Origin of the sequence: Saccharicrinis sp. GN24d3 (genome assembly GCF_052400645.1) — a bacterium.
In the GTDB taxonomy this organism is placed as follows: Bacteria; Bacteroidota; Bacteroidia; order Bacteroidales; family Marinilabiliaceae; genus Saccharicrinis.
Genome location: NZ_JBQTGI010000013.1, coordinates 157384 through 173565, shown reverse-complemented (window position 1 = coordinate 173565; position 16182 = coordinate 157384). Strand labels below are relative to the sequence as shown.

13 protein-coding genes are annotated in these 16182 nt (G+C 37.7%); 6 read left to right on the top strand and 7 right to left on the bottom strand.

Translation table 11 applies throughout. The features are described 5' to 3' along the window. Positions 1-2: 2 nt before the first annotated feature. The 3 genes from epsC (at position 3) to ACT29I_RS16465 (ending at position 2019) form a co-directional block, all read left to right on the top strand. On the top strand, positions 3-929 hold the full coding sequence (epsC, locus tag ACT29I_RS16475) for a serine O-acetyltransferase EpsC (RefSeq protein WP_430932682.1): 927 nt from the start codon (positions 3-5) through the stop codon (positions 927-929). 137 nt (positions 930-1066) lie between these two features. Beyond that, the gene (locus ACT29I_RS16470; RefSeq protein ID WP_430932683.1) at positions 1067-1615 is read left to right on the top strand and encodes a SiaB family protein kinase; all 549 of its coding nucleotides are present in this window, start codon (positions 1067-1069) and stop codon (positions 1613-1615) included. 23 nt (positions 1616-1638) lie between these two features. Next, entirely contained in the window at positions 1639-2019 is a 381-nt protein-coding gene (locus ACT29I_RS16465) for a DUF1987 domain-containing protein (RefSeq protein WP_430932684.1), read from the top strand. A 62-nt stretch (positions 2020-2081) separates the two neighbouring features. Here the strand turns inward: ACT29I_RS16465 and ACT29I_RS16460 are convergent, their stop codons facing one another. Together ACT29I_RS16460 and ACT29I_RS16455 are read right to left on the bottom strand one after the other, a co-directional pair. Then, positions 2082-5174 (bottom strand): ATP-binding cassette domain-containing protein, encoded by a 3093-nt coding sequence (locus tag ACT29I_RS16460; RefSeq protein WP_430932685.1) that lies wholly within the window; start codon positions 5172-5174, stop codon positions 2082-2084. Between the two features lie 49 nt (positions 5175-5223). Next, complete coding sequence (locus ACT29I_RS16455; RefSeq protein ID WP_430932686.1) at positions 5224-5658, bottom strand: hypothetical protein; 435 nt, start codon at positions 5656-5658, stop codon at positions 5224-5226. 250 nt (positions 5659-5908) lie between these two features. Between ACT29I_RS16455 and ACT29I_RS16450 the strand changes: the two genes are divergently transcribed. Further along, entirely contained in the window at positions 5909-8056 is a 2148-nt protein-coding gene (locus tag ACT29I_RS16450) for a DPP IV N-terminal domain-containing protein (RefSeq protein WP_444793942.1), read from the top strand. A 142-nt stretch (positions 8057-8198) separates the two neighbouring features. On the opposite strand, the gene ACT29I_RS16445 is transcribed toward ACT29I_RS16450, so the two are convergent. Then, positions 8199-10010, bottom strand: a complete 1812-nt coding sequence (locus ACT29I_RS16445; RefSeq protein ID WP_430932688.1) for a hypothetical protein — start codon at positions 10008-10010, stop codon at positions 8199-8201. 369 nt (positions 10011-10379) lie between these two features. On the opposite strand from ACT29I_RS16445, the gene clpB reads away from it, so the two are divergent. Then, the gene (gene clpB, locus ACT29I_RS16440) at positions 10380-12962 is read left to right on the top strand and encodes an ATP-dependent chaperone ClpB (RefSeq protein ID WP_430932689.1); all 2583 of its coding nucleotides are present in this window, start codon (positions 10380-10382) and stop codon (positions 12960-12962) included. Between the two features lie 55 nt (positions 12963-13017). On the opposite strand, the gene ACT29I_RS16435 is transcribed toward clpB, so the two are convergent. From ACT29I_RS16435 to ACT29I_RS16420, 4 genes are all read right to left on the bottom strand, one after another. Continuing rightward, positions 13018-13635, bottom strand: coding sequence for a trimeric intracellular cation channel family protein (locus tag ACT29I_RS16435; protein WP_430932691.1), 618 nt, complete (start codon positions 13633-13635; stop codon positions 13018-13020). 55 nt (positions 13636-13690) lie between these two features. Beyond that, positions 13691-14122: a hypothetical protein gene (locus tag ACT29I_RS16430; RefSeq protein WP_430932692.1), complete on the bottom strand. Its 432-nt coding sequence runs from the start codon at positions 14120-14122 to the stop codon at positions 13691-13693. A gap of 130 nt (positions 14123-14252) precedes the next feature. After that, entirely contained in the window at positions 14253-14525 is a 273-nt protein-coding gene (locus ACT29I_RS16425) for a DUF493 family protein (RefSeq protein ID WP_430932693.1), read from the bottom strand. Positions 14526-14628: 103 nt separating this feature from the next. Next, on the bottom strand, positions 14629-15435 hold the full coding sequence (locus ACT29I_RS16420) for a hypothetical protein (protein WP_430932694.1): 807 nt from the start codon (positions 15433-15435) through the stop codon (positions 14629-14631). A gap of 282 nt (positions 15436-15717) precedes the next feature. Between ACT29I_RS16420 and ACT29I_RS16415 the strand changes: the two genes are divergently transcribed. Then, positions 15718-16170 carry a hypothetical protein gene (locus tag ACT29I_RS16415; protein ID WP_430932695.1) on the top strand — a complete coding sequence of 151 codons (453 nt, stop codon included), beginning with the start codon at positions 15718-15720 and terminating at the stop codon, positions 16168-16170. Positions 16171-16182 lie beyond the last annotated feature (12 nt).

Sequence of the window (16182 nt, the reverse complement as noted above, 5' to 3'; positions counted from 1 at the left end):
ATATGACCACATTTAAGTATCCTGGCGTACTTCAGGAAACTATTAAAAAATTGGCAAATGAAGAATCGTACAAAGCGGTTTGCCATACCCACTTTTTTGAATATCCGATGCCCTCTAGCGAGACGCTGGCAGAAATTGTAAACCTGGCCAGGGAGATCATATTTCCGGGTTATTTTGGAGATTCTCCCGTTCGCTCCGAAAGTATTTATTATTACCTGGGGGTGAACACGGAGCGGTTGTTTGAACTGTTGAATAAACAAATATTGGCTGGCCTATGTTTTCAGTGCGAAGACAGCAATTCAGACAAACTCCGGTTGCATAAGGAAAGGGCATTTGAGCTAACAAAAAAGTTTGTGGCGTTACTCCCTGAGCTGCGAAGAGCACTCACAACAGATGTGGATGCCGCATTCGTGGGCGATCCCGCCGCAAAGAGCAAAGGAGAAGTCATATTCTGTTATCCGGCAATAAGGGCTATTTCCAGTTATCGAATTGCACATGCCTTGGTCAATTTGGAAGTGCCAATCATCCCCAGAATGATATCGGAAATGGCGCATTCGGAAACTGGGATTGATATTCATCCAAAAGCGAAAATAGATAAATCTTTCACCATTGATCACGGCACGGGAGTGGTGATTGGAGCCACATCCATTATTGGTAAAAACGTAAAACTTTTTCAAGGGGTTACCTTGGGTGCAAAAAGTTTTCCTTTAGATGAAAACGGAAACCCAATTAAAGGTATACCCCGTCACCCAATTGTTGAGGACGATGTTGTTATTTACTCGCAAGCCACCATATTAGGAAGGATTACAGTGGGCAAAGGATCGGTTATTGGTGGTAATGTTTGGGTAACCAACGACGTTCCGCCCGGATCGAAAATAGTTCAATTTAAACCGCGAGATATTCTTTTTGCAGAAGGAGGTGGAATATAAAAGGGGAAATTGGCTGTTCATACCATATTATCGTTCATCAGTCATGGTGAATAAGTTATTTAAAAAATTGATGTTCGAATGGGTTTGTACAATAGTCAATTTTTATATATTTGTGATAAGCAATATTAGAATAGAAAATGGCATTTAACATTAAGGAGTGGTATAACGAAAAATTGGAGGGAGAAGTGGTTTTAAACTTCAATGGTAGCATTACTCCTGACCTAATAACTGAGGCGCTCGAAACTATTGAGAAGAGTCTTAACCTTAAAAACGAAAAAAACAAGGTTAGGAAAAAGGTGTACAATGTTTTTGTTGAATGCCTGCAAAACCTTTACCATCACGTAGATAAACCACCCATAGATTTGGACTTGGTTCAAAAAGATAACTTCGGCGTTATTATTCTGAGTAAGGATGGCTCTTTTTATAGAATCTCTACCGGCAACTTTGTCGACAAAAACAAAATTAGCGTAATTAAAGACAGGATTGATCAAGTGAACTCTTTAACGGATAAGGAGATTCGCATGCTTTATTTGGACATTATGAGTAACGGTGAATTTTCCGACAAAGGTGGAGGAGGATTAGGAATGCTGGATATTGTCCGGAAAACCGGAAATAAGTTGGAGTACTATTTTTATAAGTACAACGACAATCATATATTTTTTTCATTAGACGTTTATATTAGTTAAAAACACCATATAGTTTTACCAATATGGAAACAATAGTAAGAGAAGGAACACCTAAAACCCCATTTGTTAGGTTTGACGGTCAAAAGGGCATAATTGAGATTAAAGGTAGATCTATACCCGAAAATTCTATCGAATTTTATAAGCCATTGATTGATTGGCTTGAAGAATACGGCAGTGTCGGAAAGGATGAAACTGCTGTTAATGTGCAACTCGAGTATTTTAATACCAGTTCGTCCAAGTGTATACTGGATATTTTTAAGAAGCTTGAGGTTTTGTTCAAGAAAGGACAAAAGGTTGAAGTGAACTGGTATTACGAAGAGGATGACGAAGATATGTTCGAAGCCGGAGAAGATTACCAGTCCATTATTAATATACCTTTTAAAATGATTGAAATGGAAGAGTAGTAACCTCTGGTGATTTCAATAAGAGTTTAAAGGAGTAATGATTTAAGTATATTGCATATTCATTACTCTTTTTTTATTCTGTTATAAAGCTCCGATAGGTTAAACATCACTTTCTTTAACAGGGAAGACTGCAGTATAATAAATAGCAATAGGTTGTAGAACCAAATTACAGTAAGGTTTGCCCAAATGGTATCTATTGTATATTTACCAAGTCTTTTATATGGGCTTAAAAAGTGTGCTTTTAATAGCTTGCTATCCGGTTCTTTGAATATAGGATCCGCTTTTTGAACCAGCTTACCATTGTATTCAATGATTTTGTTGGAGAAAATGTTGTTTGAATTTTTGACAAACCGTTCAAGCTCCAGGTTGTGGTAGTCTTTCTTTAATTGGTTGAACTGCTCTCGCTTGATATCTGAATTGGTTAACTCTTTCTTTTTCAAATCCAGTTTGTTATCCGTATTGTTAAAAAGCTTACGGTAGGCCAATTTCTTACTGCTCAAATATTCTTTAACCTGGTTAAATGTGTAATTATCAACCTTGTTGTAGGACAACTGGTTAATAAAAGGAATGCTTAGTTTTAATAAACCTTGCGTATTTTCAATGCTAATTTCATCTTTTAACAATTTAAGCGCGTCTTTAACTTTTTCTTCAGAACGTGGTGTGTTAATTAACTTTTGGCACTGATTTAATTTAGCTTGCAATGCTGGCACCCAATATTCCTTTTTAAAATGCGCTTCGCTTTTTATTTTATCATACAGATAAAAATTTCTTTCAAAATCATTGTCTTTAAACTGATGAACGGTTAGCGCTTCAAAAGCCCAGCGAGCCGTAATAATCTCTCCATACCAGGGAACTGTATTCGGATTGGAATATTTGGGGTTTAGATGGTCGTAGCTGATAAATACACCGGATAGAATGATTTGCGGTATGATCAAAAACGGGATCAAAATATAAATATTTACGGCCTGTTTAAAGCTGTCTGATATATTAAGACCCAGTAGATTGGCAAAGACTGATACACTAAACAAAACCAGCCAATATTCAAAAAACATACCTTTTAGCTCGATGATGCTGTTGCCAATAATAACTAAAAGAAAAGTTTGAATGGCCGATATTATAGTTAAGATAAACACTTTTGATATCAAGTAACTAAATCTGCTTAAGTTTAGAAACTCTTCTCGCTTTAATATTTTCCGATCGCTAATTATTTCTTCCGCACTTACGGTCAGCCCAACAAACAACGCTATGATGACACACATAATGAGGTAAATAACAATATTAGGATTGTTCTGGAATATATACCCCTCGTTGTTGACAGCATCTACGTTGTAAAACTTAATGATTGAGGCCAGTAATAAGGCTAAGACGGGTGTCTCGAGCAGGTTGATCAACAAATATTGACGGTTTGACAATTTTGAAAGCAGATCGCGCTTTACGAAAACGCTAAATTGTTTAAGCTTATTGGGTACTTTAAAGTTAATGGTAGGCAGTTCCCTATGTTGTTTTGGGGCCACGGAAGTTTCCGTTCTCTTTTTGGTTTGAAAACGTTCGTACCATTCCTGCGGAGAAATTTTTCTGTTCCTTGTGAATGTGCCGTACTCATCAATAACCTGCGAAGTAACAATGTTAAGTACTTGCTCCGGATTTACATTACCGCAGGTGTTACATTCACTCTCGCGGCGATTGGCCTGCTTAATACTCGATTTAAAATAGGTGATACTCTCCACAGGATCCCCATCGTAGATCAGATAACCACCATGGTCCAATACCAAAAGTTGGTTGAACATTTTAAAAATATCACTGGAAGGCTGGTGGATAACCACAAACACAAGTTTCCCTTTTTGTGCCAGTTCTTTTAGCAAGTCCATAATATTGGCCGAATCCCTCGAAGAAAGCCCGGATGTTGGCTCGTCTAAAAATAATACGGCCGGTTCCCGGATCAGCTCCAGTGCAATATTCAGTCTTTTACGTTGTCCGCCACTAATTTTTTTGTTGAGGGGCGAACCCACCTTCATGTCTTTAATGTCATTTAAACCAAGGGATGTTAATAAATCCAGCACCCTTCGTTTAATCTTAAAATCGCTATAGTCACCAAAACATAACTTAGCGTTGTAGAGCAGGTTTTGGTATACCGTAAGATTCTCCATCAACAAGTCGTCCTGTGAAACATAGCCTATAAGGCCTTCTGTTTTTTGGGATTCCTCATGAATATTGATGTCGTTGATGAATACTTTACCGGAATAAGGTTTGTAAATGCCACTTAATATATTGCTCAGCGTGCTCTTCCCCGCACCGCTTGAACCCATAATTCCCACCAGCTTACCCGATTCGCTGTTAAAAGACAAAGGCTGAACACCCAACGTCTTATTCTTAAACTTGTAGGAAATACTTTCGGCCTTGAAAGATATGGGTGCTGCAATGTTATCACTCGTGAATGTTCCAACAATATCGCTGTAATAAATGGGGTTGATACGGTTATTTCGAATCGAACAGCCAGGTGTTAAAACATGAATTCGTTTCGGATTCAGTAGCTGACCATTTATGTGAATATCGTTTTGGTTGTAGATCTTTAACAAATATAACCCGCCCGATTTAATGCGCAGAATACGGATTTCGTTATCAACGTGTTCCCAGATTAGGTGACGTGCCTTATTATATTTGTTTTCCGGTTTACTATCGACTATTAAAATATTCTCGCTATCAATGGCTTTGGGGGAACCATTGAGCATAAACTTTTCGGTTAGAGCATACTCCTTGTCGTTGATATGAAAAGTTTGTGCTATGGTACTCACAAAATCTTTTTCGAAATGACTTATTTCAACCCCGGACTTGAGGAATTCGATTAGCTGTATAATTACTATCAGCTTTTGGTAGTGCGTAAGTTCTTTATTGATGGCATTGGAGATACGCAAGGCCTTAACCGAATTAGCCGTTAGGGTCGATCTGGATATTTCGCTTTGTTGCAGCTTCGCAAGCTTTGATACATGTTCTTGGTAATAAGATTCATAAATGTCCAGATACTCATCCACCATTTGTTGATTCAACTGCTGGTTCAAAAAGTTTCTGACAATCTGCCTACGTGACTTGTTATCCTTATGAGGAAAGGCTATTAGAGCAAAAAGTTGTATTAAGGCTTTTAATATTCCTTCGCTCATTTTATTAGTTTAATTAAAGTAACCTGCAAGGTGTTAATCTAGTGTGCGCTTAGTTTTCTTCAAGGCTTTTAAAACCAATGTACATCAGTGCCATTCCTGAAGAAGCTTGATTGCTATCCAGTTTGGCTTCGATGATACATTCAACGGAACCTGCAATTTTAAAGTCCCACATGTTGGTTTTATTATACTCGTCGTTTGTAAAAAGCAGGTTTCTGTTGGTGTCGTATACCGAGAATATGATGGATTGATTGTTAGCCGAGCATGCCGCCAACCTATAAATACTGCCATTTAAAAATGTAGTATGGAATTCAGCTACTTCGTCTCCTGTTAAAAAAGCCCTCAATGGTTGACCGTTGGGTATAAACGGGGCTTTAATTAAACTAGAGCAATCTTTACGCTTTTCATCTTGCGAATTAACCGGTGATGGAGCAAAAAAGCTACATGCTAGAATAATAATTAAGGTTAAAACAATTCCTTTTTTCATGAGTAAGAGTATTTTTTATCTATTGAATGCCATTATCTTCTCAAGCAATTATACTTGTAATTGCTAAACTACAAACGTTCAATATAAATTATAAATTGCGTGTGATGCTTATTTTTTCGATGTCTAAAATAGCTATTTTTATTAAAATACACCACAAATTGCAATGTTACGGTAGAATATTATTCTTTTTCTTAAAAAAATCATTCATATTTATTCAAAAATAATCAATTTAAAAAGGATAATAATGTTTATGAAAAGGTGGATCTTTTTACTGTCATTAATTTTGACAGGATTATGGGCTCAATCCCAGGGAATTAAAGAATTGAGTTTGGAGGACGTGATTGTCGGAGGTAAAAATTACAGAAAATTTCTACCATCATATAAGAATTATAAATTCTTAGGAAATTCCGATAATGTGGTGTTAAACCAATCGGATAGCTTGTTTCTGGTTACCGGGAAAGGCAAAAAATCCTTCCTCTTAAATTTAGAAAAAGTAAATAAAGAGTTTAAAAGGCTTGATTTAAATCAACTTAATACTTTATGGAATATCAATTGGATCGATAATAACACATTTTGGATTGATAATAATGAAGGTATAGTTGTATATAATATAGAATCGAAAAGCATAGAGTATATTTTATATTATCCTAAAGGTGCAAAACATGTTCATTTTAATTACAAAACGTCAGCTATCGTTTACCTGAAAGATTTTGATTTATATATTTCTGAGCTAAACAAACAGCCCCAAAAAATAGAAAGCGGTTCAAAAGAGGGAATTGTCTTGGGGCAGTCTGTTCATAGAAGTGAATTTGGGATTACGGATGGAATATTCTGGTCGCCATCAGGCAATTCGGTGGCTTTTTACAGGATGGACGAAACCATGGTTACCGATTACCCATTGGTCAACGTTAACGCGCGGGTAGCCAAAACAGAAAATATCAAATATCCAATGGCTGGAATGAAAAGCCATGAGGTAACCGTTGGGGTCTATGACCTGCGCACAGGTAAATTGGTTTATATGCAAACCGGCGAACCCAGAGAAAAATATTTAACGAATATTTCCTGGAGCAATGATGAGCAAAAAATACTGATCGCTGAGTTAAACAGGGGGCAGGATCATATGAAAATGAATATATACGATTCCAAATCCGGAAACCTGGTTAGGGAGTTGTTTGAAGAAAAAAGCGATACGTGGGTAGAACCTGAAAACCCGGCCTTGTTTGTGCCGGCTACCTCAAATCTATTTATATGGCAAAGCGAAAGAGATGGTTACAATCATTTGTATTTGTACGACTTAAACAAAGGCCTGATTAAACAGCTCACCAAAGGTCAATGGGTGGTGACCAAAGCACTGGGTTTTGATGCCAAAAGTAAAAATTTGTTTTTTGAAGCTACAAAAGATGGAGGCGTGCTTAACCGAAATTTATATAAAGTTGCATTAGGTAACGGCAAAGTAAGCAGGATAACTTCCGGTGAGGGAACGCATGCGATAAGTATAAGCAAATCGGGAAACAAAGTAATAGATATGTATTCTAACCTTAACACACCAAGGGTTATTCAATTGGTTGATGTTAATAAGCGTACTTCAATGAAATTGCATGAAGCCGAAAACCCTTTCCAAGGTTACAAGGTGGGTGAAATTGTTTTGGATACTATTAAGTCGGCCAACGGTAAAACAGATTTGTATAGCCGTATGATTTTACCTCCGAACTTTGACACAACAAAAAAATACCCGGTGGTTGTTTATGTGTATGGAGGGCCACATGCCCAATTGGTTAAAAACAGTTGGCTGGGGGCGGCCAGAATGTGGCAGCTTTACATGGCTCAGCAGGGATATATTGCATTTACCATGGATAACAGGGGTTCGCCGGATAGAGGGTGTGACTTTGAAAAGGTAATTCACCGCCGCCTTGGGGAAGCCGAGGCGGCCGATCAAATGGAAGGAATTAAATTCCTGAAATCGCTTCCATATGTGGATGAAAACAGAATCGGGGTTCACGGATGGAGTTATGGAGGTTTTATGACCATCAATTTAATGGAAAAATATCCGGATGTTTTTAAGGTAGGTGTTTCTGGTGGTCCGGTTACGGACTGGAAATATTATGAAATCATGTATGGAGAGCGGTATATGGATTTGCCGGAAGAAAATAAAGAGGGATACGAGCTGACAAACCTCAATAAGCGTACACAAAACATCAACGGACGTCTATTGGTAATTCATGGAGCTATCGACCCTACCGTAGTGTGGCAGCATAGTCTTTATTTTGTAGAACAATGTATAAAAAACAGAAAGCAAATAGATTATTTTGTTTATCCAAGGCACGAACACAACGTCAGGGGTGCTGATCGTGTGCATCTTATGCAAAAGGTGATCAATTATTTTAATGACTTTTTGTAGTCTGAACAAAGAGAAATCTGTAAAAGTTGTGAAGCCAGCTCTGGCTTAAGCTCTTCCCCTGGCTATCCGGCTGGGGGAAGTAATGCAAGGTAAGTATGGGGATGGGTTACATCATTAGATTCTTGAAACACCATAAACTTTTTTATTTATATATGTCAACATAAGGTTTTCGCGGGGCAAATCTATTAAATTTGTTTGTTTGTTCGCTGGTAAGTCTAAAATCGAATTCATTACCACCAGCGGGTACCCTCGGAAAATAGGCCAATTGTACCTGAATAGTGTTAAAAACCAAATGATCGTTACGTATTCTAAACCCGCCACCGATGGAGTAATATGGTTTATTGTTAAATGTTGTTTTACGGTTCGAAATCCAGGCCACATCACAAAAGGAGAAAAAAGCCATTTTAAAACCCAACAATTCCTTGCTTGAAAAAAGTATGTTCTCGTTACTAAAAACAATTTTTTTGGTTCCACGAAGACGGTGGCTTCCATAACCTCTTATTCCATTATTTGCTTCGTTGATGTATAAATAGTTCGGATAACTATTGTGATAACCCTTTACATAATTAACGGAAAAAAAGGAACGCAACCGGTGTATTCCAATATGGTTTAATGATGATATATACTGTGCTTGCAATTTTACCCGGGAATCTTCGGGTTCGCCATGGTAGAAATAAGACTGAATATCGCTACTGATGTACAAATAACCTTTGTTGGGAATCAGTGCTTTGCCAAATGAAAAGTGTGCAGCTGAATAATATCTGTTTTTTAACGTATTGTGGTTATAACCAAAGCTTATAGAGCCAAGGAATCCATAAGGAACGTCCTCGGTTCTGCCGTAGTTATAAATCAGTTGGTTTTTGTAAAAATCTCTTTTAGAAAACGAAACCGAACCAAACACAGAAAAGTTAGGTTTGTAATTGGCAAGCATCATTAATGTATCGTGCATATTAAAATATTCCGAGAACAAAGTTTGGCCCAAGAAAGCCAGGTTAGACCGGTCGAAGAAATTTTCGGCATTTATCAAGTATGATTTGCCCACCCAATAATCTTGTAGAAGATAATCGTGGTTATAGATATTGTTATTGTCAAGTGATCCTGTTAAATGATTGATCTTGAAATTTCTATATATATTAAAACCGGCAGCGTATTTTATTTCCGGAATAAAAAAATCTTTCCTGGCACCAACACTTTGGAAGTTAGATTTATATGTGTTGTTGATCTCCGTATCAAAGGTGATGAAGGTGCCGTAAATATTCTCCCATCTTAAATGTTCATAAAAACCAATGTTGCCTTTTTCGGTTTTCTGGGTGTTAATTTTATGTTCGAGTTCCAGTCCGTATCCTAATGCATTTTTACTATATAGTCCGAATTGAGCGTTACTTCCCGAAAATGAAAGTCGGGCACCATATGGGTAGCTATCCTGAGTGATTACCAAAACATTTACAAGTGAAGTGTCTATTATGGCAGGTTCAACAACAATTAAGGCATCGGTAATGAAATTTAAAGAACGCAAGATACGTTCACTATCCTTGAGTTTCCTCATTTTTACAAACTCACCGTTTTTAAAGGTCAAATTACTTTTAATAATGCTGGGCTTGGTTTTAAAACGGAGATCACTCAGGTGCTTTTCAATTCTATTGGTTGAAAAACCAATTGTGTCGAGGATATTTTTAGCGAAAGGAGATATTTGTTTGATTTTTATAGAACGGATAACCTTATTGTTATATTTAGCATTCTCTTTTTCAAATGCAGCAAAAATATCATTTTTCGATATGTTCGAATCCTGGGAAACGACTAACCATTCATATAACTTTTTATATACAAAGCTGTTACTAGATTGTTGCTTCAGATATTTTTGGATCGAAATTTCGTTTTGAGCCGCAGTATCTAAAGTTGTTGGAATATTCTGTGAACAGACGTGGTAACCTGTAAACAAAAAAACAATGTTCACCAAAAATATCTTTATTGGAATGCAAAACAAGTATGAAAAGTGCTTTCTCAAGGCCAAACATGGTTTATCGTTGTTTTATGAAACACTAATATATAAAGAAAATAATAAGCAGTAGCATGATACCTGCTAAAATAAACAACCAGCGCTGCTTTTGAAAACGATTGTGCTTTCCGGAATGATAATTCGTATCCAACAAACCGAGATAAAACAAGTAAACTGCATTGAAAAGCTGTCTGGGTTGTAAAGTAAAAAGCATCGCAACCTGTAAAATTGACATGTTTTTGTTGAATATTTAGACAAAATGACTTATTCTGCATACTGGCAAATGATTTGTTGCCTCTTTATCACTTAATTATAAAAAATAATAAGATGAATTTAAATGAATATACCATCAAATCGCAAGAAGCCATTCAGCAAGCGGTTGAAATCGCGCGAGGTTTTAGTCATCAAGCCATTGAACCGGGGCATTTGTTAAAAGGAATGATTGAAGTAGACGAAAATGTCATTCCGTACTTGTTTAATAAGTTGGAGGCCAGGAATATCAACTCTCCTTTACAGGCTATTATCGATAGCTACCCCAAAGTGTCCGGTGGAGAACCATTTTTATCCAGGAACACAAACGAGGTCCTGTTAAAAGCCAAGGAATATCTCAAAACTTTTGAAGACCAGTATGTGAGTATCGAACACTTATTGTTAGGACTTATAAAATCAAAGGATCCGGTATCCAACCTGTTAAAAGATGCCGGAGTAGCCGAGAAAGCTTTGATTATGTCGGTAAAAGAACTCAGAAAAGGGGCGAAAGTTGACTCTCCCTCGGCAGAAGACAGCTACAATGCTTTAAATCGTTATGGAGTAAATTTAATCGAAAGTGCCAGGTCGGGAAAGCTTGACCCTGTTATTGGCCGCGACGAAGAGATCAGAAGGGTTTTGCAAATATTGTCTCGTCGTACTAAAAATAATCCTATACTGATTGGTGAACCTGGAGTGGGAAAGACTGCCATAGCAGAAGGTATTGCTATGCGGATAGTAAATGGGGATGTCCCGGATAATTTAAAATCCAAGCTTATTTATGCTTTGGATATGGGAGCCTTGATCGCAGGGGCAAAGTACAAGGGTGAATTTGAAGAACGCTTAAAAGCTGTTGTTAAAGAAGTGGTTGCCAGCGATGGAGGAATTGTCCTGTTTATTGATGAGATACACACCTTGGTTGGCGCAGGAAAAAGTGAGGGTGCCATGGATGCAGCCAATATATTAAAACCGGCACTGGCGAGAGGTGATTTAAGAGCTGTTGGGGCGACCACCTTAAACGAGTATCAAAAATACTTTGAAAAAGATAAAGCACTGGAACGTCGTTTTCAACTGGTTATGGTGGACGAACCGGACACGCCCAGCGCCATATCCATTTTACGTGGCTTAAAAGAAAGGTACGAAACATACCATAAGGTTAGGATCAAAGATGATGCTATTATTGCTGCTGTTACCTTATCGTCGAAATATATAGCGGACAGGTTTCTGCCAGATAAAGCCATTGATTTAATTGACGAGGCGGCGGCCAAACTTAGGTTAGAAATGAATTCTGTACCGGAGGAATTGGATGAGCTGGACAGAAAAGTTAAACAACTGGAGATTGAGCGGGAGGCAATAAAAAGGGAAGGGGATGAAAAAAAGCTGCAGTACTTGAGTAAAGCTCTCTCCGAGCTCAAAGACGAAAGGACTAACTTGAGCGCTAAATGGCAAGAGGAGAAGTCCATTGTTGATGAAATTCAAAAGTACAAATCCGACATCGAACACTTTAAGTTTGAGGCGGAGAAGGCAGAAAGAGAAGGGTTGTTTGAACAAGTGGCCGAACTTCGCTACGGGAAAATAAAAGCTGCGGAAGAACGCATTGAACAACTGAAGTCCAAACTTAAGGAAAGACAATCCGAGCATGCCTTGATCAAGGAGGAGGTGGACTCTGAGGATGTGGCCTCGGTGGTAAGCAGATGGACCGGAATTCCTGTCACTAAAATGCTTAAGAGCGAAAAAGAAAAATTGCTGACATTAGAAAAAGAACTCCACCAAAGAGTCGTGGGACAGGAGGAGGCTATTGCTGCGGTATCGGATGCTATCAGGCGCAGTAGGGCCGGTTTACAGGATGATAAGCGACCCGTAGGCTCTTTTATCTTTCTTGGTATGTCAGGGGTCGGCAAAACCGAGTTGGCCAAGGCCCTCGCTTCATTCTTGTTTGATGATGAAAATAAGATGACAAGAATCGACATGTCCGAATTCCAGGAAAGACATTCGGTTTCGCGACTTATTGGTGCCCCTCCTGGATATATTGGTTACGACGAAGGCGGACAATTGACCGAAGCGGTGCGCAGAAAACCATACTCGGTGGTGTTGCTGGATGAAATTGAGAAGGCTCATCCAGATGTTTTCAACGTTTTGTTGCAGGTGCTTGACGACGGCAGATTAACGGATAATAAGGGACGGGTGGTCGATTTTAAGAATACGATTATCATTATGACCTCGAATGCAGGAAGTCATATCATACAGCAGAATTTTGATTCCCTGGGTCCCAATAATCAATCCGAAGTTATGGAGAAAACCAAGACGGAGGTATTCGGCCTGCTCCGCAATACAATTAGACCCGAGTTTCTAAACCGCATTGACGATATTGTAATGTTTGCGCCTTTAACGCGGAAGGAAATTAAAGAGATAGTGTTACTGCAATTTAATTCGATAAAGAAAACGCTGGAATCGAAACAGGTGCGAATAGATATCTCGGACGAGGCTGTTCAGTTTATCGCCAATGCTGGCTTTGATCCACTTTTTGGGGCAAGACCTATTAAGAGAGTTCTCCAAAAAGAAGTATTAAACGAGTTATCGAAACGTATACTTGCCGATACAATTGTAAAAGACAAGCCCATATTGGTAGATTATGTAAATAATAAACTGGTGTTTAATAATTAGGAAAATACCCGGTTTATCGTTTGACTTTTCCAAAGTTTTAAACTTTGGAAAAGTTTTAATCCTGCTGCGCATTGGTAATTTTAGGCAGGCTAAAGTTGAATTTAATAGCTAATAGCCGAATAGTTATAATAGCTACAATAGTGGCAATTTGCGAAAAATGAATATCAACCTGGAAATAATGCAACAGCAGATATATCGTTCCTCCAAAAATACAAGCTGTGGCATATATTTCCTTATGAAAGATTAAGGGTACGTCATTGCATAAGGTATCGCGTAACACTCCTCCAACAACTGCTGATGATAAGCCCATTACCAAAGATAGCGGAGGGGTAAGACCGAAAACCAGTGCTTTTTCTACCCCAATTATGGTAAAAACGCCAATTCCAATGGTGTCAAAAAGAAACAGGGTTTGCTTTAGCTTAATTATTTGCTTGTAAAAAATAAAGGTGAAAGCTATAGAACAAAGGATTAGAACAAAATATTCCCAACCCATAATCCATGTAACCGGAGTGTTGCCCAATAGCAAATCCCGAATTGTTCCTCCACCTACAGCAGTAACAAAACCAATAAAAGCCGCACCAAACAAATCCAGCTTCTTTTCGGATGCTGATAAAGTGCCACTAATGGCGAAAGCACAAGTTCCTGCATAATCCGCAAAACCCAATAAATCCATTTTGAAGAATTTTGCGCAAAAGTAATTTTTTTTGTCGAGCTTACAAGATCTCTTCTTATGACACAGGAACCGTTTTGTTTAAATTATTGGTGCAAAACCGGCCAACTTTAGAAATGAAATTAACGATGCTTTCCAATTCTTCATCGGTAGGCGGGGTAAACGGAACCACCTCCAGGGAGCAAAAAGTTTGAAATTTATTCATAAACCTGGCGCCTTTGGTAATGTCTTCGCTAAGTTCATAAAACTCGTTTCCTTCTTGCAGCATTCCTGATAATGAAGTGGAAGCAGGTATATAATCGTAACTCAACAACATGCCTAAAGCCAATCTCTCGCCCGCTAATACGGCTAAGTTATAGAGAAACTCATTATCGAAAGGTCCACGGTTAACGATTAGTTTTTCACAAGTGTTTAAGTACGATTTACCTTCATCGAAATAGAATTTCCAATCTTTCTCGGCATCTTGCCAAAACTTAGGTTTTGTTCCCATAATCTAATATTTTACAATTGACCCCTGTACAATGTACGGGCTTATTACAAAAGTATTAAATAAATACATACTTGGGTTGTTTTAAATGCGAATTGTAATTAAAACATGCAAAAAAATGTCAAATTAATATCTACAATGCAATTATCCCTTTGATTTTGTTTACTTCGGATGTGACATCTACGATACTTTGAGGCGAAGACATTTTTACTGTGCATGTGATGGAAACAAACTTAAGGTTTTTGGTGTGTTTATATAAAATTTCCCCTTTTTTAGGAAGTAGTGAAACCACTTGTTTAACTTTGCCGTCTTCGTTTGGAACAATAAACTTAAACATATATAGTAACGGCCATTTATTGTTCTCCTTAAGTTTCTCCAGTAATATGTCGTAGTTTTGCGAAGCCATAATATAATTTTAGGCACAAAAATATATTATTTAATCCATAAAAACATTCTTCAAAATAAAGAAGAATGTTTTTATGGAAAAACCGGTTTATATCGGTTATCTTTTATTTTTTCATCAAACCATGGTAGTAATATACCTTTTCCGATTTTAACGGAACTTCGTACGATACCATTAATCCGGTGGGTATTGGCGATACGAGGATAGCTAGTTTAAATTCTTCGTTTTTAGAAAATTTGATGACATAAGGAGAGTTCATGCTAAAATTTTTTACGGAGTAAAAACTCTTTTGGACATTACCTCCCCTAAAATAAAGGGTTGCAATTTCATCCTCGGCAAATTCAATTTTATAAACATTATGTACTGTTAACGAATCATCCTGAACAAAAGGGTTAAAGCTAACAATACCTGACTCGAAGGGTTCACCGGTCAATTGCACCGGATGAAGGAACAAATCCCATTCCCCAATAAATTCGGCCTCCGATTGCGGGAAAGAGGCTGGGTTAATGGATGATAGAAGTAATTCTTTGTAGGCTTTGTTTTGCGAATCCAATAATTCACTTTGGCCCAAACATTTATTAAGGGAATCATTTATCCCTTGGATTGAATCTCTAAGAACTTCCATTTCCTTAAGTGAAAACTTATACATCTCATCAAATTTTGAAACTCCATCATCGATTGAAGTATTCACGTCTGCCGGATCAAAATAGGCACTCTTGACATGCTCAAAAAAGGTGTTCTGCTTTTTCCAGGCTAACTTCATGACCTTAAGGTCCTGTTGCAAGGTTTTGTGGGTTCTCATTAAAGTGTCAAGGGAAAATTGAACCTCCCTTTTTGTTTGTGCCCTTAATATGCTTCCCCCGATAATAAAAAGCCCCAGTAGAAGGATTTGGCAACTGTATTTAACTCTCATTTTATTATAGTTTTGTAGCGTAAGACATTATATGTGTGTAACATACAAATTACTAAAAAGAACGATTAAAAACTAGGCTAAAAACATTTTATAACAATTTTTAATATTTAAGATGGAATGATTTTTACGGCTGAGCGATAAATAGTTATACCTGTATTAAATTGAGAAGAAAGAATACCGCACCCATAGTATTGTTTGAAGAATGCTATAATATTTTAGATGCTTTATTAAATTTGCATCCTTTTTGTAGATAAGCATCATTAAATAAAAAATATAAGATATATGTTAAGAGTTAAAGTTGTTGTTGTACTAATATTGCTGTGTGGAGCAATGTTTGGGCAAAAATTTAGAGCCCCGTTATCAAAAGGGGATAAGCAATTGAATTTTGGTTTGGGATTTAATACCGACGGTTTTCCGGTGTATGGTGGGGTTGACTTTGCTGTGCATGACGAGATTACAATTGGGCCACAGGTAAATATGGTTTTTGGCGACGATTCTTCGTTGTCACTTGGCTTTCGGGGGGATTATCATTTTAACCGTTTATTAGAAATTACATCAGACTGGGATGTTTATGCAGGAGCAAACGCCGGGTTGGGCATCGAAACAAATAACACCTTGGAATTAGGCCTTCAGATAGGAGGGAGATACTACTGGGACAACAAATGGGGTATAAACCTTGAATTTGGGGGCGGGAATACTTTTAGTACAAAGCTTGGTGTGTCCATGAAGTTTTAAATATCTGGATTG

What these genes read in the sequence shown, in the direction of transcription:
- ACT29I_RS16420 (WP_430932694.1), bottom strand. Translation starts at nt 15,435, where the DNA reads ATGAGAGTTAAATACAGTTGCCAAATCCTTCTACTGGGGCTTTTTATT.
- ACT29I_RS16470 (WP_430932683.1), top strand. Translation starts at nt 1,067, where the DNA reads ATGGCATTTAACATTAAGGAGTGGTATAACGAAAAATTGGAGGGAGAA.
- ACT29I_RS16435 (WP_430932691.1), bottom strand. Translation starts at nt 13,635, where the DNA reads ATGGATTTATTGGGTTTTGCGGATTATGCAGGAACTTGTGCTTTCGCC.
- ACT29I_RS16460 (WP_430932685.1), bottom strand. Translation starts at nt 5,174, where the DNA reads ATGAGCGAAGGAATATTAAAAGCCTTAATACAACTTTTTGCTCTAATA.
- ACT29I_RS16450 (WP_444793942.1), top strand. Translation starts at nt 5,909, where the DNA reads ATGAAAAGGTGGATCTTTTTACTGTCATTAATTTTGACAGGATTATGG.
- ACT29I_RS16415 (WP_430932695.1), top strand. Translation starts at nt 15,718, where the DNA reads ATGTTAAGAGTTAAAGTTGTTGTTGTACTAATATTGCTGTGTGGAGCA.
- ACT29I_RS16465 (WP_430932684.1), top strand. Translation starts at nt 1,639, where the DNA reads ATGGAAACAATAGTAAGAGAAGGAACACCTAAAACCCCATTTGTTAGG.
- epsC (WP_430932682.1), top strand. Translation starts at nt 3, where the DNA reads ATGACCACATTTAAGTATCCTGGCGTACTTCAGGAAACTATTAAAAAA.
- ACT29I_RS16425 (WP_430932693.1), bottom strand. Translation starts at nt 14,525, where the DNA reads ATGGCTTCGCAAAACTACGACATATTACTGGAGAAACTTAAGGAGAAC.
- ACT29I_RS16430 (WP_430932692.1), bottom strand. Translation starts at nt 14,122, where the DNA reads ATGGGAACAAAACCTAAGTTTTGGCAAGATGCCGAGAAAGATTGGAAA.
- clpB (WP_430932689.1), top strand. Translation starts at nt 10,380, where the DNA reads ATGAATTTAAATGAATATACCATCAAATCGCAAGAAGCCATTCAGCAA.
- ACT29I_RS16455 (WP_430932686.1), bottom strand. Translation starts at nt 5,658, where the DNA reads ATGAAAAAAGGAATTGTTTTAACCTTAATTATTATTCTAGCATGTAGC.